Origin of the sequence: Ruania zhangjianzhongii (assembly GCF_008000995.1) — a bacterium.
GTDB lineage: Bacteria > Actinomycetota > Actinomycetes > Actinomycetales > Beutenbergiaceae > Ruania > Ruania zhangjianzhongii.
Map to the genome: position 1 here is coordinate 3,615,977 of NZ_CP042828.1, position 23,445 is coordinate 3,639,421.

Consider the following 23,445-nt stretch of genomic DNA (forward strand, 5'->3'; position numbering starts at 1 on the left):
ACTGACGGGCCCAGTCTCGCTGATGGGCTCAGTCGGTGCGCCGGGCCGCTTCCCTCGCGGCGGACTGCACCCGGTCGTAGTACTCGCGCCACCAGGCGGCGTCCTGGCTGGGCAGGTTGTCGTTGCCGTCACTGAGTCCGGCGGCGGCGTCGATCGACTCCCGAACGATGTCCGCGTGGCCGGCGTGCCGAGCGACCTCGGCGAGCATGTGCACCACAATCCGCCCGAGGGTGACCTCGACACCGCCGTTGCCCCACCAGGGCACAACTCCCGTCGCGTCCAGGTCGAGCGCGGCGATGGTCTCGGCGCCGTGCTCCCGCACCCGAGCGAACAAGTCGAGGATCGACGCGGTGGACTCCTCGGCGGTGACCCACATGTCGACGTTGTCCGCAGGCTCCTCGTCCAGCAGCCAGGCCGGCGCGTCCGGGAACGGGCGACCGAACACCAGGCCGAAGTACTCTGCCTCCACTGCGGCCACGTGCTTGACCAGCCCGAGCAGATTCGTACCGGTCGGCGTCAACGGCCGGCGCAGGTCGTACTCCCCGAGTCCGTCCACCTTCCACAGCAGCGCTGCGTGCTGCTCGTCCAGGTACTGGGTCAAGACTGCTTTGAGATCATCCATCTCGGAACGGTATCGCCGACCTCCGGACACCGGCACTGCATTTACTGCGCACTCAGAGCCCCAGACCAGGTGCATCCGTGACTCATCACCTACACCTCGACACTCACGTCCTGGTGTGGATGTACTCCGGAGAACACGATCGCATCTTGGCCGCATACCCGGCACACGCCGTCTGGGCCTGAATCAGCCGGCACGTTCGGCCGCGTCGTTGCGCGCGGGGACCGCGATCAAGCCAGTCCGAGACCGGCGAGCTTCGCCTGCAGGTCCTCCTCGCTCGGCTCCACCTGGTGGCTGCCGTCGGGGAAGACGACCACCGGGATGTTGGTGCGCCCGCTGATCTGCTGGGCGCGATCGGCGGCACTCGGATCGGCCACCAGGTCCACGTACTCGTACGCCACGCCGGTGCGCTCGAGTGTGGCCTTGGCGCGGCGGCAGTCCCCGCACCAGTCGGCGCCGTACACGGTGATCCTGGGCTGATCGATCGGCGGCACAGTTTCTCCCTCTCGCCAACGGTAGGAACGGTCCGCAGCACTCTACGTCCGCCGGTGATGGCGCACGATGATCATCCGGGATGCACCCACCCCGCCAGCAGCGCCGCACTCTCCTCGGCCGACATCCGCCCGGTCGCGACAGCGATCACCAGGTCATACGCGGCGTCCTCGGGCGCATCGAAGCGATGCCCGTTCAGGCCGTAGAACACGAAGACCGCCGTCCAGCCGAGTCGCTTGTTGCCGTCCACCAACGGGCGGTTCCGGGTGATCGACTCGAGCAGTACCGCGACCTTGTGGTGCAGCGACGGGTACGCCTCCCGGCCCCACAGCATCGACGTCGGCCGGTGCGCGGCCGCGTCCAGCAAGCCGACGTCACGCACCGCACTGACCCCGAGCTCACCGGCCAGGAAGAGCAGGTCGTCCACGGTGAGGAAGGTGGGCGACTGCTCGTTCACCGGGACAGTCGATCGAGCAAGCCGGCGTAGCGCTCGCGTCCCTCATCGGAGAGCGCCTGAACTCGATCCCGATGAACCGAGCGGGCCGCTGCATCCTCGATCGCTCGCACAGCAGCCTCGTGCTTGCTCATCCGGTGCGCTGCAGCGAGCGTGGCCAACGCTTCGTCCTGTTCCGGTGTCAGCCGCAAGGTCATCGCCATGAAGCGATGGTATCACTGTGGTATCACACCCGCCTCGCGACGAACACCCACTCCCGGCCCGGGCGGTCCGGCGCATCGCGCACCTGCTCCACCTCGAACCCGCATCGGGCCAACGAGGCCTCGATCGCCGCCCGGGAGCGAAACCGCAGCGTGGAGACGTCCGGGATACTCACGCCGTCGTCAACGAACCGCGTCACCCCACGGAAGGTGACCAGCTCCCCGCGCACGTCCAGGAGCTCGTTCCAGGTCTCCACCCTGCCCACACCGGGAACCCGCACCGCAGTGAACGAGTCCTCCCGGCTCCACCGCTCCCAGGCCCGCACCTCGGGGATCCGGGTCTCGAACACCAGGTGCCCACCGGGCACGAGCGCGGCGTGGATACCGGCCAGTGTGTCCTCCCACTCGGTATCGGTGGTGAACACCTGGGCCACGTTCGCGGTCATCGTGGCCAGGTCCACCTGCATCGGCGGCAACGTGGTCGCATCCCCGTCCAGCCAGGTCACCGCAGCCGCACCGGTCTTCGCGCGGGCCACCTCCAGCGAGGCGGCCGCCGGGTCCACCCCGGTCACCTGGTAGCCACGCTCGGCGAGCAGGACAGCGAACGTGCCGGTACCGCAGCCGACGTCCAGCACGCTGGCGGCTCCGAGTTCCTCGGCCAGCGCCACGTAATGGTCCAGGTCGGAGCGGTCCGGATCGAGTGGGTCGTACAGCGCGGCCAGCCGCGGGTCGCTGAAGCCGCCGTCGGCAAACACCTCCCGATCCGAGACGGCGGCGATCGCCTCCACCTCCACCAGCTGGCCGGTGTAGCCGAGCACGGTCACGCCCATCAGCGTGCTCGGTACGTCGTGGTCGCCGAACGCGGCCCGGACCACGTTCCACACCGTCACCAGGTCGGCTTGGTCGCTCGAGGCGACCAGTACGCGAGTGGAGACGACGTCGTGCAGGTTCGCTCCGCCGTCGGCAAGGGCCTGGATGAGGTTTTCCACGACGGCGCGGGCCTGGGCCTGGTAGTCCCCCTCCCCGACCGTTCGCCCACTCGCGTCCAGCGGGCACGCGCCGGCGAGGAACAGCAGGCGGGACGAGGCGGGCACGCTGGCGGCGTAGGCGTAATCGGCGGGGGCGAGGGTGGCGGAGCGGATCAGGCGGACGGTCATAGCGGTGACGCTACGGCCCGCAGTACCTGAGCGGCCAGGCGAATTCCGCCCCGCTGCGTCAGGTCAGTGACCGACCCTGGTCGGCGAGCGCGTCGGCCAGGATGCGCACCGCCCGCGGGCCGACCCCGTGCAGTGCCAGCAGCTCCGACTCGCTGCGGGCGGCAACCTGGTCCAGGTCGGTGATCCCGGCGGTGACCAGCGCCCGAGTGGCCGGCCGGCCGATCGCCGGCAGGTCGGTGGTGACCTCGCCGGAGTCCGCGCTGTCGGCGTCTCGGCGCAGCTGCGCGGGCGCCCGGTGGCGCCACGCCCGGGCCACCAGCGCGTTCAGGACCATCCCGTTCACCTCCGCAAGCGGCACGTGCAGCCCCTCCCGGTTCGGGGTGCAGCCGGGGTGAGCCTGGCGTACCTCGGCCGCGTCCTCGGCAGCCATCCAGAGGTCGACGGCGGAACTATCGGTGGTCAGGGCCGCGAAGGTGCTCCCGTGCACGGTGTAGCTGCGAGGCGGTCCGTCCTGGCGCTGCACCTCGGGCAGGGCGCGAGCCGCCTTGTCCAGCTGTGCCTTCGTAGTCATGGCTGCGATGCTAACGGGCACGCCGGGTCAGGGTGCGCGTGGCAGGCCGGGTCAGGGTGCGCGTGGCAGGCCGGGTCAGGGTGCGCGTGGCGGCCGGGTCAGGGCACGTGATGGCCGGCCGCGCGGGCCAGCTCGTACCACTGCGGCCGGGTCAGGGCCAGCGCCGAGCCCTGCGCGGCGGCGCGCACCCGGCCGGGGTTCGTGGTGCCGAGCACCACCTGCATCTGCGCCGGATGCCGCGTGATCCAGGCGGTGGCGATCGCCATCGGATCCACGCCGTACTCGGCGGCAAGCCGGTCGATGACCTCATTCAGCTCCGGATAGTCCGGCGAGCCGAGGAAGACACCCCGGCCACCACCGGACTGGAACGGCGACCAGGCCTGCACCGTGATGTCGTTCAGCCGGCAGTAGTCCAGGGCGCCACCGTCGCGCATGATCGACTGGTCCTGCCCCTCCCGATTCGCCGAAAGGCCCTGGGTGATCATCGGCGCGTGGGTCAGGGAGAGCTGCAGCTGGTTGACCACCAGCGGCTGGTTCAGCGACTTGCGCAGCAGCTCGATCTGCCCGGGGGTGTGGTTGGAGACGCCAAAGGAACGCACCTTCCCGCCCGCGTGCAGCTCGTCGAAGGCGCGGGCCACCTCCTCGGGCTCGACCAGGGCATCCGGGCGGTGCAGCAGCAGGATGTCCAGGTAGTCGGTGCCCAGCGCCTGCAGCGAGCCGTGCACCGAGTCGATGATGTGCTGGTAGGAGAAGTCGAAGTACGGGCCATCGGCCACGATGCCGCACTTGGTCTGGATGATGAGCTGCTCGCGCTCGCTCGCGGACAGGTTCAGAGCGCCTGCGAACCGGCGTTCGCAGGTGTGCGGCTCGCCGCCGTAGATATCGGCGTGGTCCAGGAAAGTGATCCCGGCATCCCGGGCGGCCGCCACCAGCTCGCGGATCTGCTCGTCGGTCTTGTCCGCGATCCGCATCAGCCCGAGCACGACGTTCGGCACAGTGAGGGTGGTCCCGGGCAAGGTGAAGGTTCTCATGGGTGCAGGCATGGTGCGACGATAGCGGCCGCTCGGCCCGGGGTGCTTCCCGCCGGATGGTGGCGGCCCCGGGGGCGCCGCCCGCCCGGGGGTGCTGCCGGCCCCGGGAGTGCTGCCGGCCCGTCAGCGCAGCAGCCAGCGCGGCACCTGCTCACAGTAGGCGCGGTAGGCCCTGCCGAACTTCTCCGCCAGCGCTGCCTCCTCAGCAGGGATCTGCAGCTGGTCGATCGCTAGCACGAACCCACCGGCCGGCACCAGGGCGCGGCCGGAGCGGAGCCAGAGCGCGTGCGCGACCAGCAGCCCGGCCAGGCCGAGGTAGAGGGGGTTGCGGGTGGCGTCGAACACCCCGGTGGTGACCAGTGCCGATGTCTGCGACGGGTGGCGGGGATCGAGCGTGGTCTCGGCTGCTCCCAGCTCGCTGGCACCAGCCACCAGCAACCCGATCGAGGCGGCGCCCACACCCACGCTGAGCACCCGGCGGCCACCGCGGCGGCGCCGGCGCTCCGGCTCCGCCGCCTTGCCATGCTCAGCGTCGGAACATTGCCGGGCCGGCTTCTTCCGCCGGGCGAGCAGCCGCTGACCCACGGCGGCGAGAGCGAACGCGGCCGGCGGGACGAGGGCCATACCGGTGGCGGCGGTGGCGGTGGCGGTGCGAGCAGAGGACATACGATCAGCGCTCCAGGGTCGGGGTTCTATCATCGCCGCAGACCGGGGCAGATGGCACCCCGAGGGCAGGGCAATCTGCTACCTCTCCTGCTCGAGTCCCGCATCCTGGCCGGCGCCGGCTCCTGCGACCGGGCGGCGCAGCACCGTCCGGTACAGGTGGCGCAGCATGGCGACGAACACCAGCAGACACACCAGCATCGCGAGCCAGAGCTCCGCCCGGCCGATCCAGCCCACGATCGGCAGCATGTCCGCCTGACCCAGGTAGATCCCCGCGACCGCGTACATACCCAACGGGAAGACCATCGACCACCAGGTGGCCTCGTAGCGCAGCGGGATCCGGTGCCGCCAGTGCCGCCACAACCCCACCCCGAACAGCACCGGGATCAACCAGGTCGCGAACGCCCAGAACACCACCGCCAACCCGGCGACCAGCCCCCGGGTCGCATCGACCATCGGAGCCGCAGCCATCTCCACGATCCGCGCACCGGCAAGCACGGTGATCGCACAGGCCCCCATCGACACCCAGTACGGCGGGTTCAGGTCGACCGGCTTCAGCTCGTACAGCATCATCCGCAGCGCCACCAGTACCCCGGCGGCGGCATAGAGGAACAGCCCCACGGACCAGGTCAGCACTGCGACGATCGCGAGCGCACCGCGCACGCTCGGGCTGGTGGGCTCCAACGTTGCGGCCGCGACCGCCACCGACTGGCTGGCCACCACCCAGATGAACCAGGTGCCGTTCGCATACTTGACCACCGGCCGCTCGGACTTGGACAGCACCGCCGTCCACGGCACCACGTAGCCGAGCACGAACCAGGCCAGCAGGGTCACGATCAGGAAGACGGCAGTCACTGTGTGGTAGCCGGCCATGAACAGTCGCACCCCGAGCACGTTCGTGCCCGCCACGTAGGTGAAGAAGCCGAACGCGCGCGCCGGATCGAGGAAGTCCTCGACGATCCGGTCTCGATGCCGCACCAAACGCAGGGCGGTCAGTGCGAGCAGCAGGACGAAGGTCACCAGGCAGAGCACGAGCAGCACGTTGGACAGCACCATCACCCCCTCGAGCGCCGCCCCGATGGACAGGATCCCGGTAGCCATCACTAGCGCGAAGTAGCCGGGAGTCAGCCCGGCGACAGCGCTGTCCGCCCGCATGCTGATCGTCCTGCTCACCCGGCCGATGGTAGCGCCGGAGCACACCGCCGGCAGGTACCACGGGCAGCCGCCGGCGGTCACCGCCACTCTCCCGTCGGAGGTAGCGGCGGCGGTCGGAGGTCAGCCCGGACAGCCTCCGACCGCCGCCGCTACCTCCGATGCGAGGAGCAGGGGTCCTCGAGGTGCCCTGGGTCACTGCGCCGGGCGGACAGATCGGGTAGTACTTGACCCATGGAGCGTTCCTCCGGAACTGAGGCCGCCACATTCGAGGTGGTGGTGATCGGAGCCGGGCAGGCGGGGCTGGCGGCGGCCCGCACGTTGGTGCAGGCGGGGCTGCGCCCGGGGATCGACCTGCTGGTCCTGGACGCCGGCGACGGGCCGGGCGGCTCCTGGCGGCACCGGTGGGACTCGCTGACCCTGGGCCGCGCACACGGGATCGCTGATCTGCCCGGACTCCCGCTCGGACCGGTGGACTCCGAACGCCCTGCGTCGCAGGTGGTCGCCGACTACTACGGGCGCTACGAGGACGAGCACGAGCTGCAGGTGCGCCGCCCCGCGCAGGTGACCGAGGTCCACTCCGGGCCGCGGCCGGACCAGCTGACCGTGCACTACGAGAGCGAGGGAACGCCGTCGAGTATCACCACCGGAGTGCTGCTCAACGCCACCGGCACGTGGACCCGGCCGTACGTGCCCTACGTCCCCGGGATCGAGACCTTCACCGGCAAGCAGCTGCACACCACCGGCTTCCGCGCGGCCGAGGACTTCACCGGACTGCGCACCCTGGTGGTCGGCGGCGGGCTCTCCGCTGTGCAGTTCCTGCTCCAGCTCGCACCGGTCACCGAGACCGTCTGGGCCACCCGGCGCCCGCCGAACTTCACCGACCGCGCTTTCGATCCCCGCTGGGGTCTGGACGTGGAGAACGCGGTGCGCGAGCGCACCAGGGCCGGCCGGCCGCCGGCGAGCGTAGTGCGCACCACCGGCATCCCGTTGCTGCCCGAGTACGTGGCCGGCGCCGAGTCCGGGGTGCTGGTCAGCCGCGGGATGATTACCCGGATCCACCCCGAGGGCGTGCACTTCCCCGGGCAGAGTGCTGCTGCCGGCGACGGCGCGGAGGGGCTTGGTCCGTCGGCGTCCGGGGAACTCGTGGTCCCGCAGTCCTGGCAACCGTTCGAGGCACCGGTCGATCTGGACCTGGACGTGATCTTCTGGAACACCGGGTTCCGGGCCGCGCTGGACCACCTGGCGCCGCTGCGGTTACGGGAGCGCGGCGGCGGGATCCGGATGCGTTCGGAGGTCGAGGTCGCCGCCGACGAACGGGTGCTGCTGGTCGGCTACGGCTCGAGCGCCTCCACGATCGGGGCCACCCGCGCCGGCCGAGCGGCCGGCCGGGCCGCGCTGCGGCGGCTGGGCCGCACCCGGAGCGCACAGCCGTGAGACCAGCACTGGCAGCGGCCCGCAGGGAGCGACATGATGGTGCCGGTCCGAGCAGAAGGAGCCTCAGCCGATGACCCCCGCCGAGCCGCCGACCCGAGCCGCCGACGTCACCACCGGCACCCGCAGCCCCTCCCCCCTGCTGATGCTCATCCTGGCGACGATGGGCTTCGCGGTGAACTTCTGGGCCTGGTCGCTGCTCAGCCCGCTCGGCCCGGTGTTCCGGGACACCGGGCAGCTCGGCGCCCTGACCGAGTCGCAGGTCTCGCTGATCGTGGCGGTCCCGGTGCTGGTCGGGTCCCTCGGCCGGATCCCGGTAGGGGCGCTGACCGACGCCTACGGCGGCCGGGTGATGTTCGTGATCGTCTCGCTGGCCACGATCGTGCCGGTGCTGTTCATCGGCTTCTACGGCCAGACCAGCTTCGTCGCCCTGCTGATCGGCGGCTTCTTCCTCGGCATCGGCGGTACCGCGTTCGCCGTGGGGGTGCCGTTCGTGAACTCGTGGTTCCCACCCGCCCGGCGCGGTCTGGCCGTCGGCATCTTCGGTGCCGGGATGGTCGGCACTGCGATCAGCGCGCTGACCACGGTGGGCCTGTACACCTCGGTCGGCTCCACGGCACCGTTCCTGTTCGCCACCGCCGGGCTGGTGATCTTCGCTGTGGTGGCCTGGGTGCTGCTGCGTGATGCCCCTGGCCGCCTCGCCCCGACCACCTCGATGATGGCGCGGGTGCGCTCGAACGCGGTGCTGCCGATCACCTGGCAGGCCTGCATCCTGTACGCGGTCTCGTTCGGCGGGTACGTGGCCTTCTCGGTGTATCTGCCCTCCTACCTGAAGACCACCTATGACCTGTCCGCCGCCGACTCGGCCACCAGGATGGCTGGATTCGTGGCCGTCGCCGTCGTGATGCGCCCGATCGGCGGGTGGCTGTCGGACCGGTGGGGAGCGACCCGGGTGCTGGCCGCGGTGTTCGCGATCGTGGCGGTCGGGGCCGGGATCGCGGCGCTGGAACCGGTGTTGGAACCGGCCGGTGCAGGGGCGTTCCTGGCGATGGCCGCCGCGCTCGGCGCGGGCTCCGGCGCCACCTTCGCCCTGATCGCCAAGGCCACCGACCCGGCACGGGTGGGTGGGGTGACCGGTCTGGTGGGCGCCGCCGGCGGCCTGGGCGGGTTCGTGCCACCGCTGATCATGGGCTATGTGTACGGCCGCACCGAGTCCTACGCGATCGGGCTGTGGTTGCTCGCGGCGACGGCTGTGCTCACCCTCGTGCTCACGCTCACCGTGGTGCGGCGCACCACCGCAGCGGCCGAAGACACGACGGCCACTGACGGTGCGGCGGCCGAATGAGTACGCCGCGGCCGCGGATCGCGTGGACGTCGGTGACGATCATGGCGCCGGCACCGCGCGAGCTGGCCGCGTTTTACGCCCGGCTGCTCGATGGTGAGGTGACCGCGAGTGAACCGCCGGGCGCCGGCGACCCGGAGCATGCCGGGTGGGCGCAGGTGCGCGCAAGCGGGCGCACCCTGAACTTCGAGTTCGAACACTGCTGGAGCCCGCCGGTGTGGCCGGCGCAGCACGATCGGCAGATCAGCAGCCAGCACCTTGATCTGCACGTGGTGGACCTCGCCGCGGCCACTGACTGGGCGCGCGAGTGCGGGGCGATACTGGCCGAGGTGCAGCCGCAGGAGGACGTCCGGGTGCTGTTCGACCCGGCCGGTCACCCGTTCTGCCTGTTCCGCTGAGGTGTCTGCCCCAGCGGTTCGCTGCGGCGGCGCGGGAGGAGTGCCGCGATCGCGAGCACTGCGGCCATCCCCTCGGCCACGGCACTGAGGGTCTTCAGCGGGTACCAGGCGGGATCATGCATCGCCGGGATCGGCCCGAGCGCCGGAGTCACGAACCAGGTGGCGGCCAGCACCGCGGCCAGGGCCGAACCGGCCACCAGCAGACCGAACGCGTAGGCCGCCAGTCGGCCGGTGAGCAGCACCAGTAACGCGGCGATGGCGGCTGCACTCGCCTGCAGCCGGAACACGGTGTCCCCGCCCCAGCCGCCCGGTGCGGCGAGCCCGAACGGCTCGGCGAGATGCCAGTGCACGATCGCGTCCACCAGCAGTCCCGCCGTCACGCCCACCCGGAGCAGCCACCCGGGCCGGCGCGGCCGCTTGCGAGACAGAGCGGAAGGATGCCGGGGTGCCGCCACTCAGCCCACCACCAGGGTGCCGGTCATCTGTGGGTGCGGGATGCAGTGGAACGGGTACTGGCCGGGTTCGTCCGGCGTGGTCAGGGTGACTTCCTCCCCTGGGCCGACCGGCACATCGAAGATCTCGGGCTCGTCGGAGGTGACCGTGTGCCCGACGTCGTCCTCGTTCCGCACGGTCACGCTCGCTCCGGGTGGCACCGTGTCCGGGACCTGATAGCTGAACTCGGAGATCACGATGGTCATCGCCTCGTCGCTGCCGGCTGCGGTGGGTGTGGCGTGATCCTCCTCCCCGGGCGAGGAGCAGGCGGTGAGCAGAAGCAGCAGGGCGAGGACCGCACCGCCCGTACCTGCGGTGCGCGGCACGAACGGTTCGGGGCGCAGGGAACTGGTGGCGGCCATGACAGTCATACGTGCCGCAGCCACGGCCGAGATTGCCTGACCGGACGGCCGGTCACAGGTCGGCCGAGGACCAGACCTGGCCGTCAGCACCGATGAGCTGTACCTGGCGCAGCTCAGCGTCACTGCCGGGCTCGATCACCCAGCTGTTCGGACGCTGGTCGGAGAGCTCCCAGTGCGCGACGTCCTCGGTGCTGCCGTCGCCGCGGACCAGGCGGCAGGTGTAGGACTGCCCGGCCGGACCGTCGATCACTTCCAGCACCAGCACCGGACCGTCAGCCGAATAGCTGCGGGCGACGCGACCAACGTCCTGCCCGTCGGCGGCCACGAGCGGCGCCTGCCACGCGGAGGTCGCGGTCGGTTCCTGTTCCCCGCCGGGCCACCAGGCGATCGCTCCGCCGCCGACGCCCAGCACCACGCCGAGGGCCGCCGCCGCGGCCACGAGCAGGAGATGCCGCCGCGGTGCGTCCCGGGTGCCAGCCTCCGGCGTGGATGCGCGATCATTGCCGGCGCTCTGGTGCGCGGACCGGAGCCGGTCCAGCACCGTGACCTCGAAGTCCACCGGCGGTGAGGTCCGCGGTGCGGCCGGCAGCACCAGAGCGATCGAGGCGGCGACCTCGTCGTAGTGGGCGCGGCAGCCGGCGCAGGTGGCCAGGTGCTCGGTGACCTGCGGGCTCTGGCCGGGGTCGAGGTGGCCGAGCGCCAGCGTGACCAGGTCATCCTCGGCCGGGTGGGTGGGCTCAGTCATCGCGCACCTGCGCATCCTGACGCAGACGCCGTAGGCCGTCCCGGATGCGGGTCTTCGCTGTACCCAAGGGGATCCCCTCTCTCTGGCCGACCTCAGCCGCGGTGCAGCCGCCGAGCACGGCCAGCACCACCGCGCGGGCCTGCTGCGGTGACAACTGGTGCAGGTGCCGGATCGCTCGTTCGGTCTCCACCTGGTGCACGGCGGTCTGTTCCGGATCCGCCGTGGCTGCGGAGGTCTCACTGAGCAGCTGTTCCAGCAGAGCGCCATCGGTCGGCACCTGCCGTCGGGCCCGCACCGCGTCGATCGCGGCATTGCGGGTGATGGTGAGCAGCCAGGTGAGCACCGAAGCCCGGCGGATGTCGTAGCTGGCCGCGGCACCCCACGCGCGCAGAAAAACCTCCTGGCTGACGTCCTCGGCGAGTCGTGGATCGTGGGTGATGCTGACGGCCATCCCGAACACGGCCCTCTGGAACCGGCGCACGAACGCGGCGGAGACGTCCGGGTCGTCGAGAGCCAAGCCCGCGAGCAACGCAGCATCGTGAGCCCGGTCCGCGCGGGAGAGCACAGCCATACCCCACGATACGGCTGCGGCACCCATCCGGGATTGCCGAGGGCGAGGACTAGTTCTCGACCAATCGCTGTGCCACTGCGCGGACGTACCACTTCCCATCAGACGAGTCGGCACCTGGCCGGCCCGACGGACGAAGGAGACGGGCGATGCGACGATCGGCAGCTGTCCTCCTGCTCGCGGCGGCCGCCGTCCTGGCGGGCTGCGGCAGCGACGCAGGCACGGACGAGGACCCAGAACCGGCCGCTGAGGCGACCATGCTCACGGTGGCGAGCTCCGCCGTCGGCGACATCGTGGCCGACGGCGCGGGGATGAGCCTGTACCTGTTCACCGAGGACTCCCCGGGTACCAGCACCTGCACCGGGGACTGTCTGGAGGCCTGGCCGGCGCTGGAAGGTGAACCGAGCGCCGGTGAGGGTATCGACGCCTCGCTGCTGGGCACGATCGAACGGGAGGACGGTACGACGCAGGCCACCTACGCGGACTGGCCGCTGTACTACTTCGCTCAGGACACCGCACCGGGCGACGTCACCGGTCAGGGGGTGAACGAGGTCTGGTACCTGCTCTCGCCGGCGGGTGAGTCGATCACCGAAGCGGTGCCGGCGGACACCTCCGGCTACTGAGCGGCGGTCAGAGCCGCGCGGGCAGACCGAACTCGGCGAACCGCTCCTGGCTGCCGAGGAAGGTGATGATGTGCGCCACCTGGCCGGCGCGAAGCTCCAGGGCGAGGATCGCGAACGGACGCAACACTCCGCCGTCGTCGGGGCGGTACTGACCCAGACCGGTGGTGCCGTTCACCGCGATCGGCACCAGCCGGTCCCCGGCACAGGCATCGCTGCTGGTCATCACGGCCGCGATCTGCGCCCCACCGGAGAGCCACCAGGCGAACGGCGGCATCGAGGAGGCGGCGTCGGTGCGCAGCAGTTGGACCAGCTCGGCGACGTCGTGGGACTGGAACGCGGCCACGTACCGGTCCAACAGGTCCCGCTGGGCCGGATCGCTCTCGTCCCGCACCTCGGCCGGGGCCAGCGGCCGGGCGGCCAGCGTGGCACGGGCACGCTGCAGCGCACTGTTCGCCGCGGCCTCGGAGGTCTCGACGATCTCTGCCGTCTCCCGTGCGGTGAACGCCAGCACCTCGCGCAGGATCAGCACAGCGCGCTGCCGGGGCGGCAGGGTCTGCAGTGCGGAGAGGAAAGCCAGCCGCACACTCTCTCGGCCGGCCACCTCCTCCGCCGGATCGGCCAGCACCCGGGAGTCCGGCATCGGCTCCAGGAACACCTGCGGTGGCAGCGGTGCGCCGAGGTCGCCGCTGGTCGCCGCCGGTCCCAGGTCTACGGCGAGCGCCCGCCGGCGCGCGCCGCGGAGCAGGTCCAGGCACACGTTCGTGGCGATCCGGTGCAGCCAGGTACTCAGCTGGGCCCGGCCCGGATCGAACCGATCGGCGTGCCGCAGCGCCCGGATAAAGGTCTCCTGCACCGCATCCTCGCACTCGGCGGAGCCAAGCATCCGGTAGCAGTACCCGGTCAGCCGCACCCGGTGCGTCTCCAGCACCTCGGCGCTGACCTGTGCCGTGACCGTCATCGGCTGCCTCCTCGGGGAGTGATCACCACCAGCGTAGATCCACCGACCCACAGGGCGGAAATGAGTTCCGCCGCGCCCTCCCGCTCACTAGGCTCGCCGGTGCAGCGCCCCACCGCATACTCCGGAGCCCAGGACGGTGCCATGTTCTCCCCCGTGGTCACCGAGTTCTGGGACCGCAGCTTCGCTACCGCCACTGTCAGCCCAGACGGCGGGGCGACTGTGCTGATCGACCCGCACCGGGAGAGCGGGGCCGCCCTGCTCAGCACCCCGGACGGGCGCGATCGAGTGGCGTTGTCCCCGCAGGTGGCCACGGCCAGCGGGCTGGCCGCAGGTGCCGCGGATATCGCCGCGGTGCACCGGCGCCTGGAGTCCATGGGCCTCGCCCTGGACGACGCTGCCGAGCTGTACTACCTGCCCGAGCACGCCAAAGAGGAACTGCTCGGGCAGGAGACCGCGGCTCAGGTGCGCCCGCTCACCTCGGCCGATGCCGGCCGGTTCGCGGCGCTGACCGCCGTCTGCTCCGCCGAGGACCTGGACGAGGCCGAGGTGGAGCTGGACGACTGGGACGTGCTCGGCGTCGTTGCCGAGGACCGGCTCGTCGCCGCGGCCAGTGCCTACCTCTGGGCGGGCAGCCAGATCGCTGACCTCGGCGTGATCACCCATCCCGACCACCGCAACCAGGGACATGCCCGGGCGCTGGTGCGCGCATTCAGCCGGCGCCTGCTCACCGCCGGGTACGAGCCCCAGTACCGCTGCGACCCTGACAACTATGCCTCTGCGGCCGTGGCCCGTGCGGCAGGTCTGGCCCGGTTCGGCACCTGGACCACTGTGGCGGATGGTTAGGGTGCCCCTATGAGCACCGAGAATGCCCCCACGCTGGAGCCCTTCGACGAGGACATTGCGCGTGTGCTGTGCGTGGTGGCCCACCCGGACGATATGGAGTACGGGGGGTCCGCGGCTGTCGCGGAGTGGACCTCGCGCGGGGTGCAGGTCGCCTACCTGCTGCTCACGGCCGGCGAGGCCGGAATCCGGGACCAGGAACCGGCCCAGGTGGCGGCCCTGCGCGCGATCGAGCAGCGCCGGGCGTGCGAGCTGGTGGGGGTGAGCGACCTGACGATCCTGGACCTGCCGGACGGGCTGTTGCAGCCCGATGTGGCTACCCGGGAACAGATCGCGCGCCAGATCCGCCAGTTCCGCCCGGATGCCGTGGTGTGCACCACCTGGGAGCTGGAGGCGGGCTGGGGACTGAACCATGCCGACCACCGGGCCGCCGGTATCGCCGTGGTGGACGCGATCCGGGATGCGGACAACCCGTGGCTGTTCCGCTCCCAGATTACCGAGGAGGGTCTGGAAGCCTGGTCCACGCGGTGGCTGCTGGTCAACGGGGGCGCCCCCACGCACGCGATCGAGCTGACCGAGGAGTCGGTGGAGCGGGGCATCGCCTCGCTCGCTGCCCACGAGGTCTACCTCGCCGCGCTGCCGGACCACCCGACGCCCCGCGATCTGGTCACCGGGATCACGGCAGATGGTGGCGCCGCGGCCGGAGTCGACCGTGCGCTGCCGGTGCGTGCGATTCGGATGGGCTGAACGGGCCCCGCTCCTCTGGACTACTCCCGGTCGGTAAGTGCTCGCCGCCCCGTGATCACCCGGAGGATCTCCCGCGCGGACAGCTGCAGTGGTTCACCGTCACCGACGCTGACCTCGGCATCGGTGGCCACCAGCCGGCGGCCGGCAAGATCTACGCCGAAATACTTCAGGCTGCGCGCGTCGCTGCCGGCCAGCACCAGGGCGATGCGCTGGGTGGGCGGCCCCGGCAGGCCCAGCGGCTCGGTGATGTCCAGACCGTGGATCACGTCATGGCCGAGCCCGGCCTCCGGCCCTCCCCCGCTGGGTGGCCAGGGAGTACGCAGGTTCGCCTGCACGATGCGCAACAGCTCGGCGTCGCTCATCCGGGCGGTGTCCCGGCGGGCAGCCGGTGCGGCATACCGGTCGTAGTTGAAGCGAGCACGGGCCATACCGGCGAGCATCCGCAGCGGCGACGTGTGGAACGGTGCGGTCATATGGGCCACCACCTCCCGCACTCGCCAGCTGGCACAGAGCGAGGGGTGGGCCCACTGCTCGGGGGTGAGTTCCGCCAGCAGACCGGCGAGGCGGGTGCGCTCGGCGTAGGCCTCTTCGGTGAGTGTGGTGGTGTCGGTCATGGCCGGTTCCTCTCGATCGGTGTCACTGGTACCTACGACGCCGAGCGGCCGAACTCATCGCCTCCGCACACGCCCGCTCCGACGACGAGCCCGCACCTCCATGCGCGCCCGACGCCCGGCTGAGTAGCGACTGGCAGGCTGAGTAGGCGCAGGTCGGTCCTCAGCCTGCCGATCGGTCCTCAGCCGCACGGAGAACCTCGGATAGTCTGGGGCGCAGACGAGCCGGGAGGGTGATCGGCGCCCAGGTGGGAGGACGATGGGCCGCGAGGTGGTGCTGCACCTCCCGTTCGCCGGGCGCTCGCTGGTGCAGATGAGTCCGGCCCGACGGGTGCCCAGCCATGGCACCGACCTGATGGGGTCGCGGTACGCGATCGACTTCGTCGGAGTGGACGCCGAGCACCGGCTCGCCGCGGTGACCGACTGGCGCACCTACCTGGGCACCGAGCCTCCGGAGCGGTTCGTCTCCTTCGGCCGCCCGGTGCTCGCCCCGTGCGGCGGCGAAGTGGTGGCTACCTGCGACGGTGAGGAGGACCACGAGGCCCGGCGCTCGCCGATCACGCTGCTCGGCTACGCGCTCACCCAGGCATCCCGGGTGCGCGCGGGAATCCCGGCGATCGCCGGCAACTACGTGACGATCGCGGACGAGGCCAGCGGTGCGTTCATCACCCTGGTGCATCTCCGGCGCGACTCGCTGCGCGTGGCTGTCGGAACCCGGGTCCGCGTGGGTGAGGTGCTGGCCGAGTGCGGGAACTCCGGGAACTCCACCTCCCCGTGCGTGCATGTGCAGGCGAGTGACCGGAGCGACTTTCGCTCCGCCGTCGGCGTGCCGTTGACGTTCCACAGCTTCCGGGAGTGGCACACAGCCACGACCAGCAGTACCCGCCACCTGGCTGTGCCCGACGAGCGCACGGTGGTGGAACCGGTCCCTCCGCCAGCCGGCTGACCGCCGCCGGTCAGGGCTCCTCGTCCGGCTGAACGATGTCCCGATAGGCCTCGATGAACTCCGCCAGCAGAGCGTTGAACTCCGCTGTGTGCTCCGTGCCCATCCGCTCCAGCGCCTGCCGGTAGCCGTTCAGCGACCGGTCCACGTCTTGATCGAAGGCGGCGATGCCCTCCTTCGTGGCGAGCACCAGGCGGGCGGGCTGATCGTCGGAGATCTGCACCAGGTTCGCGCGGGCGGCGCTGTTCACCTGCCGGTTCACCGTGGACTGTTCGAGGTTCAGCTCCTCGGAGATCTCCCGGAAGGTGCGCGCTCGGTCGTCGGAGAGCAGCCAGAGCAGGCGCATGTCCGCCGGATTCAGGCTGTGCCGCCGCGCCATTGCTCGGCGCAGCGCGTCGAGGTGTTGCAGCTGGCCCGCCAGGGAACGCCCGGGGTGTGGGCTCCTGTCGCTGCCGGACGCGGACCGGTGTGCCATCGCTCCTCCAGATTGACCATGTGGGACACTTCCATGTATCTTACACATAGTCGCATGTAAGTACCATACATAATCGTCGGAGTTTGATGCCATCATCACCGCGCACGCGAGCGCCGTTTATCGCGCCGCCTTCGCTGATCATCGCAGTGCTCTGCTTCGGCAGCCTGTGCGGCTCGCTGATGCAGTCCCTGGTGATCCCGATCCAGTCCGAACTGCCCGAACTGCTCGGCACGAACGCCTCCAACACCTCCTGGGTGGTCACTGTCACGCTCCTCGCCGGTGGCATCGCGATGCCGGTGTCCGGCCGGCTGGCGGACATGTACGGCAAGAAGCGGGTGATCGTGATCTCCGCGATGATCCTGCTGCTCGGTTCGGTGGTGACGGCCGCCTCGAGCACCCTGCTGCCGGTGCTCGTCGGTCGCGCGTTGCAGGGCGTGGCGATGGGCTACATCCCGGTGGCGATCTCGCTGGTGCGGGAGATCGCGCCACCGCACCGCCGCGCCGGTGCCGTGGCAACGGTCAGCGCCACCCTCGGCGTGGGTGGCGCACTCGGGCTGCCGCTGGCAGCCTGGATCGCCCAGTCGCGGTCCTGGCACGATCTGTTCTGGGTGTCCGCCATCCTCGCCGCCGTGGTGATCGTCGTCTCCTGGCTGCTGGTGCCGGAGCAGGGTGCGCGAGAGCCGGGCCGCCTGGATGTGCCCGGGATCATCGGCCTGGCGATCGGGCTCGCTGCGCTGCTCATCGGTATCTCGAAGGGCTCGGCCTGGAGCTGGGGGTCCGTGACCACCTGGGCGTGCATCGCCGGCGGTGTCCTGGTGCTGCTCGCCTGGGGCGTGTATGAGCTGCGCCAGTCGGAGCCGCTGGTCGACCTGCGCACGATGGTGCGTCCGGCGGTGCTGTTCACCAACCTGGCCGCGATCCTCATCGGATTCGGCATGATGGCGCAGATGATCGTGGTGCCGCAGCTCCTCGAAGCGCCCGCTGCCACCGGCTACGGCCTGGGCCAGCCCATCTTGATGGTCGGGCTGTGGATGGCACCGGGCGGGCTGATGATGCTGGTGATGGCACCGGTATCGAGCCGGATGATCACTCGGCTCGGCGCACGGCTGACGATGGCGATCGGTGCTGTGGTGCTCGCCGGCGGGTACTGCGTGGCGCTCGGCCTGATGAATGCCCCGTGGCAGCTGATGGTGGCCACCATCGTGGCCTCGACCGGGGTGGGGATCGGCTACGCCGCGATGCCGACGCTGGTGCTGGACAACGTGCCGAAGGGTGAAGCCGGCTCGAGCGTGGGGGTGAACTCCCTGATGCGCTCGATCGGCACCACCACCGCCGGTGCGGTGATGGCGGCCCTGATGACCAGCCAGACCCAGGTGCTCGCGCCCGGGACGTCACCGATCCCGACCGCCAGCGCGTTCCAGCTGTGCTTCGCCGTCGGTGCGCTCGCCGCGCTGGTCGGTGCGGCGATCACCCTGCTGGTCCCGCGCGACCGCCCCGAGCGAACCATCCCCCCGGCCCCGGGCATGGCGGCATCGGCGGCATCGGCGGAGTCGGCGGCACCGACCCTCGCGCACTGAGCCGCCACGCTCTTCGCCCGTGGCATGCTGACCCGATGACGGACCGGAACGATCACGTCCAGGCCAGTCCCGCCGTCGGGAGCGTGCACCATATCGAGCTCTGGGTGCCCGACCTGGCCCGGGCGGCGCGGGAGTGGGGCTGGCTGCTGAGCCGGCTCGGCTACCGGCCGTACCAGGACTGGCCCGATGGCCGCAGCTGGCGGCTGGGCGACGCGTACCTGGTGGTGGAGCAGTCACCGGCGCTCACCGCTGCCGAGCACGAACGCCGCCGCCCCGGTCTGAACCATCTGGCGCTGCATGCCGGCAGCCGCGCGGACGTGGACGCGCTCACCGCCGAGGCGCCCGCGCACGGCTGGAACCTGCTGTTCGGCGACCGGCACCCGCATGCCGGCGGTCCGGACCACTACGCCGCCTATCTGGCCAACAGCGACGGCTTCGAAGTGGAGCTGGTCGCTCAGCCGGTCTCGGGCAGCCCGTCGGCGTGAAAATGCCTGGTCCGGATCGCGGACCGCCTGGTTGCGTGCTCGACTATGGACGGATTCGACCGCAGGACCAGCTTTGGCCCGGATCGCCGGGTTGCGCCTGGCACAGCGGTACGGCTGGTGGGACTCCCGCCCGTTCGATGCCTCCTGTTCCTCGCACGTGTCCGTCTACCAGCGCTCGACGGCGCAGGCGGGGGCCGCGTAGGCCGTCCCGCCCGGGCCTGAGGTACTCGACGGCGCAGTCCGGGCAGGCGTGGCTCGTCTCACCTTGGTCTGAGGTACGCGACGGCGCAGGGCGCGTGGGCCCGGGTGACTCGCCCGGGCCAGGTCTCCAGGTGTGACAGAGTGCGCACATGGGGAGCGAGCCGGGAGGAGAGCTGCCCCGGGTGTTCCGGTGGTTCTGGGCCGGCGAGGCGGTCTCCGGTCTCGGCTCCTGGATCACTCTGCTGGCCCTGCAGGCGCTGGTGGTCACCGAACTCCAGGCCGGGGCGACCGGCACCGGACTGCTCTCGGCGGCCCGCTGGCTGCCCTACCTGGCCCTCGGTCTGCTGATCGGCGCATTCCTGGACCGGCGGGCGCGCCGGCCGGTGATGATCGGCACAGACCTGGTGCGATCGGTGCTGCTGCTGGCCATCCCGGTGTGCTGGTGGGCCGGTGTGCTCTCCCTGCCGCTGCTGCTGGTGATCGTGCTGGCCTTCGGCACGGCGACGCTGATGAACGACAGCGCCTCGCAGGCGTTCGTGCCCCGGCTGGTGCCCCGGAAGCAGTTGCAGACCGCGCACGCGCGCATCGATGGCACGAACGCGGTGGCCGAGACCGCCGGTCCGGCTGCCGGTGGCGGGCTGCTCGGCCTGGTCGGCGCCCCGGTGGCGGTCCTGGCGAACTCGGTGACGTTTGTCTTCTCCGCCGTGATGGTGGCGCTGACCCGCGTCGAGGAGCCGCCCCGCAGTGAGGAGCTCCGGCCGGACCTGCGTGCGGAGATCGGCGCAGGTCTGCGCTGGGTCTACCGCAGTGGGAGCCTGCGGCATCTGGCGGTCTGGACCCATGTGTGGTTCGCCGGCCAAGCCATCCTCGGCGCGGTGCTGGCGGTCTACCTGCTCACCACGATGGACCTGAGCTACCTCTGGTTCGGGCTGGTGACGGCGGCGTTGGGGGTGGGCGGGTTGTTCGGCGCGCTCGCCTCGCTCCCACTCGGCCGGCTCTGGGGCAGCGGCCCGACCGTGATCGTGGCGCACCTGCTCAGCGCAACCGGTGTGCTCGCGCTGCTCCTCGCCCAGGTGCCCGAACCGGTGTGGGCGACCTTGGTGCTGCTCTGCTTCGGTCAGGCGCTGCACGGCTTCTCCATCGGCGCGAGCAACTCCCATGAGATGGCCTACCGGCAGCTGATCACCCCGGACGAGCTGCAGGCCCGCACGAACACCACGATGCGCTCGATGAACCGGGCGGTGGTGGTGATTGTGGCGCCGGTGGCCGGAGTGCTGGCCGAGGTCGTCGGGATCGTCCCGGTCCTCGGCGCCTCCGTGGTGGTGTTCACCCTGACCGCTGTGGGGCTGTGGTTCAGTCCGTTCCGGCACGCCGAGCTCGCGGTCGAGGAGAGCTGACGCTCCAGCGCCGGTTCGATCGAGTGGTGCTCTAGCGTCAACTCATGGCGAAGCAGGCGACGTTGGCGCAGATCGCAACGGAAACCGGTGTCTCCCTCGCCACCATCTCCAAAGTGCTCAACGGCCGCAGCGACGTCTCCCCCGGCACCGGAGATCCCCGCGGTGGGGTCGGCGAACTGGTGCGGCGGACTGGCTGCCGTCCGGCACCTGATCGAGGAAGGACACGAGCGGATCGCGGTGATCAGCGGGCCGAAGGACATGATGTGCTCGCACGCCCGGGTGGACGGATACCGCTCGGCAATGGCCTCAGCCGGGCTCCCGGTCCGGGACGCGTCGGTGACGTTCGGGAACTTCCACATCTCCGGCGGAGCGGAGCACGGCGCCCACCTGCTCGATCTACCCCAGCCCCCGACGGCGATCTTCGCCGGCAGCGACCTCCAGGCGCTCGGGGTCTACGACGTGGCGCGGGAGCGCAGGCTGCGCATCCCGGACGATCTCTCCGTGGTCGGCTACGACGACATCCCGCTGGCGCACTGGGTCAGCCCGCGCCTGACCACAGTGCACCAGCCACTGGTGGCGATGGGCCGGGAGGCCACGCTGCTGGCTCTCCGGTTGGCGGACGGGACCGGAGAACCGAGTCCGCGGATGGACCTGGCCACCAGCCTGGTGGTGCGTGAGTCCACTGCGCCGCCGTGCTGATCAACACCTCCCCCGGCCACGCCCACCGGCAGCACCAGCGCGTGCACCGCCGCTCGCGCCCAGCCACACCGCCATCCCCATCATCGGGGTGGGCCCGGCGCAGTCGCTGCGCTCAGCGCATCCGGTGCGGGGTGAGTTCTACCTGGGCCGGGGTGCGGGTGATCGTGAAGTTCACCGACGCCGATCCGGTCCAAACGCGATAGTCGCCGTGGAACCCCGTGACCCGCACCCGCCCCTGGGCGTCGGTGCGCAGCGTGGTGGGCGGCAGCCACCACTCACCCCTGATCAGCCCATCCAGCGCGTCGTAGGCAGGTTTACGAGAACCGTCGGCGCGGAGCAGCCCGGTCGGCGCGCCGAGCCACGCACCACGGTCGGTCAGCCCCCAGTACGTGATCGCCGCAACAGCCGGGTGGCCGACCAGGGTGCGGTAGTGCCGCTCGATCTCCTCCGCCTGCCGGGCCTCCCCCTCCTCGGTGGAGGGCCACTTCGGCACCACGTGGTCGTTCAGGTCGACCACGTCGGCCGGCATCAGGTCCCCGGAGACCAGGCTGGTCTCGGTAAAGTGCAGTGGCAGCCCGAACTGGGCGAACCGGTCGGCCACCTCGGTGAGTTCCTCCTCGCCACGGAACCCCTGGTGCATATGGGTCTGCAGCCCGATCGCTTCGAGCGGCACCCCGGCCTCGAGCAGCTCGGTGATCAGCTCCTCGTAGCGCGGCGTGAGGTCGAAGTCGTTGATCAGCAGCCGGGCCGCCGGATTGGCCTCTCGGGCCGATTCGAACGCGAGCCGGACGATCCCCACCCGGCCGATCTCCCGGGCGAGACGGGAGATCGCGTTCGGGACGCCGTCGGGCTCGTTCCCGAACTCCGGCATGAGCACCGTCTCGTTGATCGCATCCCAGGTGTCGACCAGACCGGCGAAGTCGCCGGCCTCGCGGCGCACCCGCGCTCGTACCACCTGCTCCACCTCGGCGGTGGGCAGCAGGTCCAGCCACGGTGCTTTGACCGTGTGCCAGACCAGGGGGTGGCCCTTCACCCGCACCCGCCGCTCGCCGAACCAGCGGGCGGCCGCACGCAGCCGCGCGGTGTCCGGCCGGCCTCGCTCGGGTTCGAAGGTGCCCCAGTAGAAGGGCAACGTGGCGGTGTTGAACAGCCGCAGCCAGTCCGCGGCGAGCCGGTCCTGCTGCTCCTCCCCGGTGGCGTGCGCGACCAGATCGAATCCGATGTTGCCGAACTCGAAGCCGTGCCGGGTCTGCTCCACCCTCACGTCCTGATCGGCGAGCGGCTCACCGGTGGGTGCGGTCAGGGTGAGGTCGGCGGTGCCGGTGCGGTGCAGCACAGTGGCGGTAGCGGTCATCCCTTCACCGCACCGGTCAGTCCGCTGACGATCCGCCGCTGGGCCAAGGTGAAGAACAGCAGTGCGGGCACCATCGCCAGGGACGTGAACGCGAGCACACCGGCCGTGTCCTGAGAGTAGGTGGTGGAGTAGAACTGCACCCCGACCGGCAACGTGGCCTCGGCGGGGTTGCCGAGCACCAGGAGCGGCAGCAGGTAGGCATTCCAGCTGGTCACGAAGGCGATCACGCCGACGGTCACCAGACCCGGTCCGGACAGCGGCAGCATGATCCGACGGAAGAATCCGAACCGGCTGGCACCGTCGATCGAGGCAGCGTCCTCCAGCTCGGCCGGGACCGAGCGCAGGAACGGCACCAGGATGATCACCGTGATGGACATCTGGAACGCAACCTGCGGGATGATCACCGCGAGCAGGTTGCCGAGCAGCCCCATCCCCCGCAGCATCGTGAACAGCGGCAGCACGGCAACGGTGAGCGGAAACATCATCCCCGCGGTGAACAGGGTGAACAGGGCCGCCCGCCCGCGAAACTCATACCGCGCGATCACGAATGCGGCCATCACCCCGAGGATGACCACACCGGCGGTGGTGGCGACCGCCACGAGGGTGGAGTTGGTGAACTGGGTCCAGAACATCGGGTCGGTGAGCACCCCGGTGTGGTTCTCCCACTGCCACGGTGCGGGCCAGCCGCTCGGATCGCGGTTGATCTGGGCGGTGGAGCGAAACCCGTTCAGCACCACATAGACCACCGGTGCGACGGTGATGCCCACCACCACCAGGGCCACCAGGTAGGCGAACGGCTGGGACCAGTCGATCCGGTTCTTCTGTGAGCCGGCGGTCATTGGAGCGGTGGCCATA

Annotated in this window: 30 protein-coding genes; 12 read left to right on the top strand and 18 right to left on the bottom strand. The window is 70.7% G+C overall.

The window, feature by feature from the left end; all coding sequences use genetic code 11:
• Positions 1-28 precede the first annotated feature (28 nt).
• From FU260_RS16725 to FU260_RS16765, 9 genes are all read right to left on the bottom strand, one after another.
• Complete coding sequence (locus tag FU260_RS16725; protein ID WP_147918085.1) at positions 29-622, bottom strand: DinB family protein; 594 nt, start codon at positions 620-622, stop codon at positions 29-31.
• Between the two features lie 227 nt (positions 623-849).
• Entirely contained in the window at positions 850-1,104 is a 255-nt protein-coding gene (locus FU260_RS16730; protein WP_147919566.1) for a mycoredoxin, read from the bottom strand.
• Positions 1,105-1,184: 80 nt separating this feature from the next.
• Positions 1,185-1,568: a type II toxin-antitoxin system death-on-curing family toxin gene (locus tag FU260_RS16735; RefSeq protein WP_147918086.1), complete on the bottom strand. Its 384-nt coding sequence runs from the start codon at positions 1,566-1,568 to the stop codon at positions 1,185-1,187.
• Positions 1,565-1,768 (bottom strand): CopG family transcriptional regulator, encoded by a 204-nt coding sequence (locus FU260_RS16740; protein WP_147918087.1) that lies wholly within the window; start codon positions 1,766-1,768, stop codon positions 1,565-1,567. Before FU260_RS16740 ends, FU260_RS16735 begins: the two co-directional genes overlap by 4 nt.
• Positions 1,769-1,791: 23 nt before the next feature.
• Positions 1,792-2,922, bottom strand: coding sequence for a methyltransferase domain-containing protein (locus FU260_RS16745; RefSeq protein WP_148239392.1), 1,131 nt, complete (start codon positions 2,920-2,922; stop codon positions 1,792-1,794).
• Between the two features lie 58 nt (positions 2,923-2,980).
• Positions 2,981-3,493, bottom strand: a complete 513-nt coding sequence (locus FU260_RS24215) for a helix-hairpin-helix domain-containing protein (RefSeq protein WP_147918088.1) — start codon at positions 3,491-3,493, stop codon at positions 2,981-2,983.
• A gap of 98 nt (positions 3,494-3,591) precedes the next feature.
• Complete coding sequence (locus FU260_RS16755) at positions 3,592-4,524, bottom strand: aldo/keto reductase (protein WP_147919568.1); 933 nt, start codon at positions 4,522-4,524, stop codon at positions 3,592-3,594.
• Between the two features lie 123 nt (positions 4,525-4,647).
• The gene (locus tag FU260_RS16760) at positions 4,648-5,190 is read right to left on the bottom strand and encodes a methyltransferase family protein (protein WP_210418108.1); all 543 of its coding nucleotides are present in this window, start codon (positions 5,188-5,190) and stop codon (positions 4,648-4,650) included.
• Between the two features lie 78 nt (positions 5,191-5,268).
• A complete protein-coding gene (locus FU260_RS16765; protein ID WP_235912297.1) occupies positions 5,269-6,360 on the bottom strand; it encodes a tellurite resistance/C4-dicarboxylate transporter family protein in 1,092 nt (363 codons plus the stop codon).
• Between the two features lie 213 nt (positions 6,361-6,573).
• On the opposite strand from FU260_RS16765, the gene FU260_RS16770 reads away from it, so the two are divergent.
• The 3 genes from FU260_RS16770 to FU260_RS16780 all read left to right on the top strand — a co-directional run bounded on the left by FU260_RS16770 (position 6,574) and on the right by FU260_RS16780 (position 9,513).
• Positions 6,574-7,776 (top strand): NAD(P)-binding domain-containing protein, encoded by a 1,203-nt coding sequence (locus tag FU260_RS16770; RefSeq protein ID WP_147918089.1) that lies wholly within the window; start codon positions 6,574-6,576, stop codon positions 7,774-7,776.
• 70 nt (positions 7,777-7,846) lie between these two features.
• Positions 7,847-9,118, top strand: a complete 1,272-nt coding sequence (locus FU260_RS16775) for an MFS transporter (RefSeq protein WP_235912296.1) — start codon at positions 7,847-7,849, stop codon at positions 9,116-9,118.
• Positions 9,115-9,513: a VOC family protein gene (locus FU260_RS16780; RefSeq protein ID WP_147918090.1), complete on the top strand. Its 399-nt coding sequence runs from the start codon at positions 9,115-9,117 to the stop codon at positions 9,511-9,513. The genes FU260_RS16775 and FU260_RS16780 overlap by 4 nt, the downstream gene beginning before the upstream one ends.
• On the opposite strand, the gene FU260_RS16785 is transcribed toward FU260_RS16780, so the two are convergent.
• The 4 genes from FU260_RS16785 to FU260_RS16800 are packed head-to-tail and all read right to left on the bottom strand — an operon-like array spanning position 9,489 to position 11,683.
• Positions 9,489-9,968, bottom strand: coding sequence for a hypothetical protein (locus FU260_RS16785; RefSeq protein WP_235912295.1), 480 nt, complete (start codon positions 9,966-9,968; stop codon positions 9,489-9,491). The two genes, FU260_RS16780 and FU260_RS16785, sit on opposite strands and share 25 nt — an antisense overlap.
• A complete protein-coding gene (locus FU260_RS16790; RefSeq protein WP_168211821.1) occupies positions 9,969-10,367 on the bottom strand; it encodes a cupredoxin domain-containing protein in 399 nt (132 codons plus the stop codon).
• A 52-nt stretch (positions 10,368-10,419) separates the two neighbouring features.
• Positions 10,420-11,112 (bottom strand): anti-sigma factor family protein, encoded by a 693-nt coding sequence (locus FU260_RS16795; RefSeq protein ID WP_147918092.1) that lies wholly within the window; start codon positions 11,110-11,112, stop codon positions 10,420-10,422.
• The gene (locus tag FU260_RS16800) at positions 11,105-11,683 is read right to left on the bottom strand and encodes an RNA polymerase sigma factor (RefSeq protein ID WP_147918093.1); all 579 of its coding nucleotides are present in this window, start codon (positions 11,681-11,683) and stop codon (positions 11,105-11,107) included. Before FU260_RS16800 ends, FU260_RS16795 begins: the two co-directional genes overlap by 8 nt.
• 146 nt (positions 11,684-11,829) lie before the next feature.
• On the opposite strand from FU260_RS16800, the gene FU260_RS16805 reads away from it, so the two are divergent.
• The gene (locus FU260_RS16805) at positions 11,830-12,303 is read left to right on the top strand and encodes a COG4315 family predicted lipoprotein (RefSeq protein WP_147918094.1); all 474 of its coding nucleotides are present in this window, start codon (positions 11,830-11,832) and stop codon (positions 12,301-12,303) included.
• A 7-nt stretch (positions 12,304-12,310) separates the two neighbouring features.
• On the opposite strand, the gene FU260_RS16810 is transcribed toward FU260_RS16805, so the two are convergent.
• A complete protein-coding gene (locus tag FU260_RS16810) occupies positions 12,311-13,261 on the bottom strand; it encodes an RNA polymerase subunit sigma-70 (protein ID WP_147918095.1) in 951 nt (316 codons plus the stop codon).
• 99 nt (positions 13,262-13,360) lie between these two features.
• On the opposite strand from FU260_RS16810, the gene FU260_RS16815 reads away from it, so the two are divergent.
• Both FU260_RS16815 and FU260_RS16820 read left to right on the top strand, forming a co-directional pair.
• A complete protein-coding gene (locus tag FU260_RS16815; RefSeq protein ID WP_168211822.1) occupies positions 13,361-14,104 on the top strand; it encodes a GNAT family N-acetyltransferase in 744 nt (247 codons plus the stop codon).
• A 9-nt stretch (positions 14,105-14,113) separates the two neighbouring features.
• Positions 14,114-14,848: a PIG-L deacetylase family protein gene (locus FU260_RS16820; protein ID WP_147918097.1), complete on the top strand. Its 735-nt coding sequence runs from the start codon at positions 14,114-14,116 to the stop codon at positions 14,846-14,848.
• A 20-nt stretch (positions 14,849-14,868) separates the two neighbouring features.
• Here FU260_RS16820 and FU260_RS16825 read toward each other — a convergent pair whose 3' ends face one another.
• Positions 14,869-15,462 carry a maleylpyruvate isomerase family mycothiol-dependent enzyme gene (locus FU260_RS16825; RefSeq protein ID WP_147918098.1) on the bottom strand — a complete coding sequence of 198 codons (594 nt, stop codon included), beginning with the start codon at positions 15,460-15,462 and terminating at the stop codon, positions 14,869-14,871.
• Between the two features lie 256 nt (positions 15,463-15,718).
• Between FU260_RS16825 and FU260_RS16830 the strand changes: the two genes are divergently transcribed.
• A complete protein-coding gene (locus tag FU260_RS16830) occupies positions 15,719-16,405 on the top strand; it encodes a M23 family metallopeptidase (RefSeq protein ID WP_147918099.1) in 687 nt (228 codons plus the stop codon).
• Positions 16,406-16,415: 10 nt separating this feature from the next.
• Here the strand turns inward: FU260_RS16830 and FU260_RS16835 are convergent, their stop codons facing one another.
• Positions 16,416-16,877: a MarR family winged helix-turn-helix transcriptional regulator gene (locus FU260_RS16835; protein WP_168211823.1), complete on the bottom strand. Its 462-nt coding sequence runs from the start codon at positions 16,875-16,877 to the stop codon at positions 16,416-16,418.
• Positions 16,878-16,963: 86 nt separating this feature from the next.
• Between FU260_RS16835 and FU260_RS16840 the strand changes: the two genes are divergently transcribed.
• From FU260_RS16840 to FU260_RS16855, 5 genes are all read left to right on the top strand, one after another.
• On the top strand, positions 16,964-18,454 hold the full coding sequence (locus FU260_RS16840) for an MFS transporter (RefSeq protein ID WP_147918101.1): 1,491 nt from the start codon (positions 16,964-16,966) through the stop codon (positions 18,452-18,454).
• Positions 18,455-18,489: 35 nt separating this feature from the next.
• A complete protein-coding gene (locus FU260_RS16845; RefSeq protein WP_147918102.1) occupies positions 18,490-18,939 on the top strand; it encodes a VOC family protein in 450 nt (149 codons plus the stop codon).
• Positions 18,940-19,012: 73 nt separating this feature from the next.
• Positions 19,013-19,141: a hypothetical protein gene (locus tag FU260_RS24415; protein WP_268957789.1), complete on the top strand. Its 129-nt coding sequence runs from the start codon at positions 19,013-19,015 to the stop codon at positions 19,139-19,141.
• A gap of 148 nt (positions 19,142-19,289) precedes the next feature.
• Positions 19,290-20,537 (top strand): MFS transporter, encoded by a 1,248-nt coding sequence (locus tag FU260_RS16850; protein WP_147918103.1) that lies wholly within the window; start codon positions 19,290-19,292, stop codon positions 20,535-20,537.
• A 162-nt stretch (positions 20,538-20,699) separates the two neighbouring features.
• On the top strand, positions 20,700-21,236 hold the full coding sequence (locus FU260_RS16855) for a substrate-binding domain-containing protein (RefSeq protein ID WP_235912294.1): 537 nt from the start codon (positions 20,700-20,702) through the stop codon (positions 21,234-21,236).
• Between the two features lie 112 nt (positions 21,237-21,348).
• Here the strand turns inward: FU260_RS16855 and FU260_RS16860 are convergent, their stop codons facing one another.
• Positions 21,349-22,590, bottom strand: coding sequence for an endo-1,4-beta-xylanase (locus tag FU260_RS16860; protein WP_147918105.1), 1,242 nt, complete (start codon positions 22,588-22,590; stop codon positions 21,349-21,351).
• Positions 22,587-23,444: a carbohydrate ABC transporter permease gene (locus FU260_RS16865; RefSeq protein ID WP_147918106.1), complete on the bottom strand. Its 858-nt coding sequence runs from the start codon at positions 23,442-23,444 to the stop codon at positions 22,587-22,589. The genes FU260_RS16860 and FU260_RS16865 overlap by 4 nt, the downstream gene beginning before the upstream one ends.
• Between the last annotated feature and the right edge of the window lies 1 nt (position 23,445).

Excerpts from the sequence above, each read along its gene's own strand:
- FU260_RS16760 (WP_210418108.1), bottom strand. The coding sequence starts at position 5,190 with ATGTCCTCTGCTCGCACCGCCACCGCCACCGCCGCCACCGGTATGGCC.
- FU260_RS16835 (WP_168211823.1), bottom strand. The coding sequence starts at position 16,877 with ATGGCACACCGGTCCGCGTCCGGCAGCGACAGGAGCCCACACCCCGGG.
- FU260_RS16865 (WP_147918106.1), bottom strand. The coding sequence starts at position 23,444 with ATGGCCACCGCTCCAATGACCGCCGGCTCACAGAAGAACCGGATCGAC.
- FU260_RS16800 (WP_147918093.1), bottom strand. The coding sequence starts at position 11,683 with ATGGCTGTGCTCTCCCGCGCGGACCGGGCTCACGATGCTGCGTTGCTC.
- FU260_RS16775 (WP_235912296.1), top strand. The coding sequence starts at position 7,847 with ATGACCCCCGCCGAGCCGCCGACCCGAGCCGCCGACGTCACCACCGGC.
- FU260_RS16820 (WP_147918097.1), top strand. The coding sequence starts at position 14,114 with ATGAGCACCGAGAATGCCCCCACGCTGGAGCCCTTCGACGAGGACATT.
- FU260_RS16805 (WP_147918094.1), top strand. The coding sequence starts at position 11,830 with ATGCGACGATCGGCAGCTGTCCTCCTGCTCGCGGCGGCCGCCGTCCTG.
- FU260_RS16830 (WP_147918099.1), top strand. The coding sequence starts at position 15,719 with ATGGGCCGCGAGGTGGTGCTGCACCTCCCGTTCGCCGGGCGCTCGCTG.
- FU260_RS16825 (WP_147918098.1), bottom strand. The coding sequence starts at position 15,462 with ATGACCGACACCACCACACTCACCGAAGAGGCCTACGCCGAGCGCACC.
- FU260_RS16740 (WP_147918087.1), bottom strand. The coding sequence starts at position 1,768 with ATGGCGATGACCTTGCGGCTGACACCGGAACAGGACGAAGCGTTGGCC.
- FU260_RS16850 (WP_147918103.1), top strand. The coding sequence starts at position 19,290 with ATGGGGAGCGAGCCGGGAGGAGAGCTGCCCCGGGTGTTCCGGTGGTTC.
- FU260_RS16770 (WP_147918089.1), top strand. The coding sequence starts at position 6,574 with ATGGAGCGTTCCTCCGGAACTGAGGCCGCCACATTCGAGGTGGTGGTG.
- FU260_RS16790 (WP_168211821.1), bottom strand. The coding sequence starts at position 10,367 with ATGGCCGCCACCAGTTCCCTGCGCCCCGAACCGTTCGTGCCGCGCACC.
- FU260_RS16845 (WP_147918102.1), top strand. The coding sequence starts at position 18,490 with ATGACGGACCGGAACGATCACGTCCAGGCCAGTCCCGCCGTCGGGAGC.
- FU260_RS16755 (WP_147919568.1), bottom strand. The coding sequence starts at position 4,524 with ATGAGAACCTTCACCTTGCCCGGGACCACCCTCACTGTGCCGAACGTC.
- FU260_RS16780 (WP_147918090.1), top strand. The coding sequence starts at position 9,115 with ATGAGTACGCCGCGGCCGCGGATCGCGTGGACGTCGGTGACGATCATG.
- FU260_RS16810 (WP_147918095.1), bottom strand. The coding sequence starts at position 13,261 with ATGACGGTCACGGCACAGGTCAGCGCCGAGGTGCTGGAGACGCACCGG.
- FU260_RS24215 (WP_147918088.1), bottom strand. The coding sequence starts at position 3,493 with ATGACTACGAAGGCACAGCTGGACAAGGCGGCTCGCGCCCTGCCCGAG.
- FU260_RS16860 (WP_147918105.1), bottom strand. The coding sequence starts at position 22,590 with ATGACCGCTACCGCCACTGTGCTGCACCGCACCGGCACCGCCGACCTC.
- FU260_RS16840 (WP_147918101.1), top strand. The coding sequence starts at position 16,964 with ATGCCATCATCACCGCGCACGCGAGCGCCGTTTATCGCGCCGCCTTCG.
- FU260_RS16725 (WP_147918085.1), bottom strand. The coding sequence starts at position 622 with ATGGATGATCTCAAAGCAGTCTTGACCCAGTACCTGGACGAGCAGCAC.
- FU260_RS16745 (WP_148239392.1), bottom strand. The coding sequence starts at position 2,922 with ATGACCGTCCGCCTGATCCGCTCCGCCACCCTCGCCCCCGCCGATTAC.
- FU260_RS16795 (WP_147918092.1), bottom strand. The coding sequence starts at position 11,112 with ATGACTGAGCCCACCCACCCGGCCGAGGATGACCTGGTCACGCTGGCG.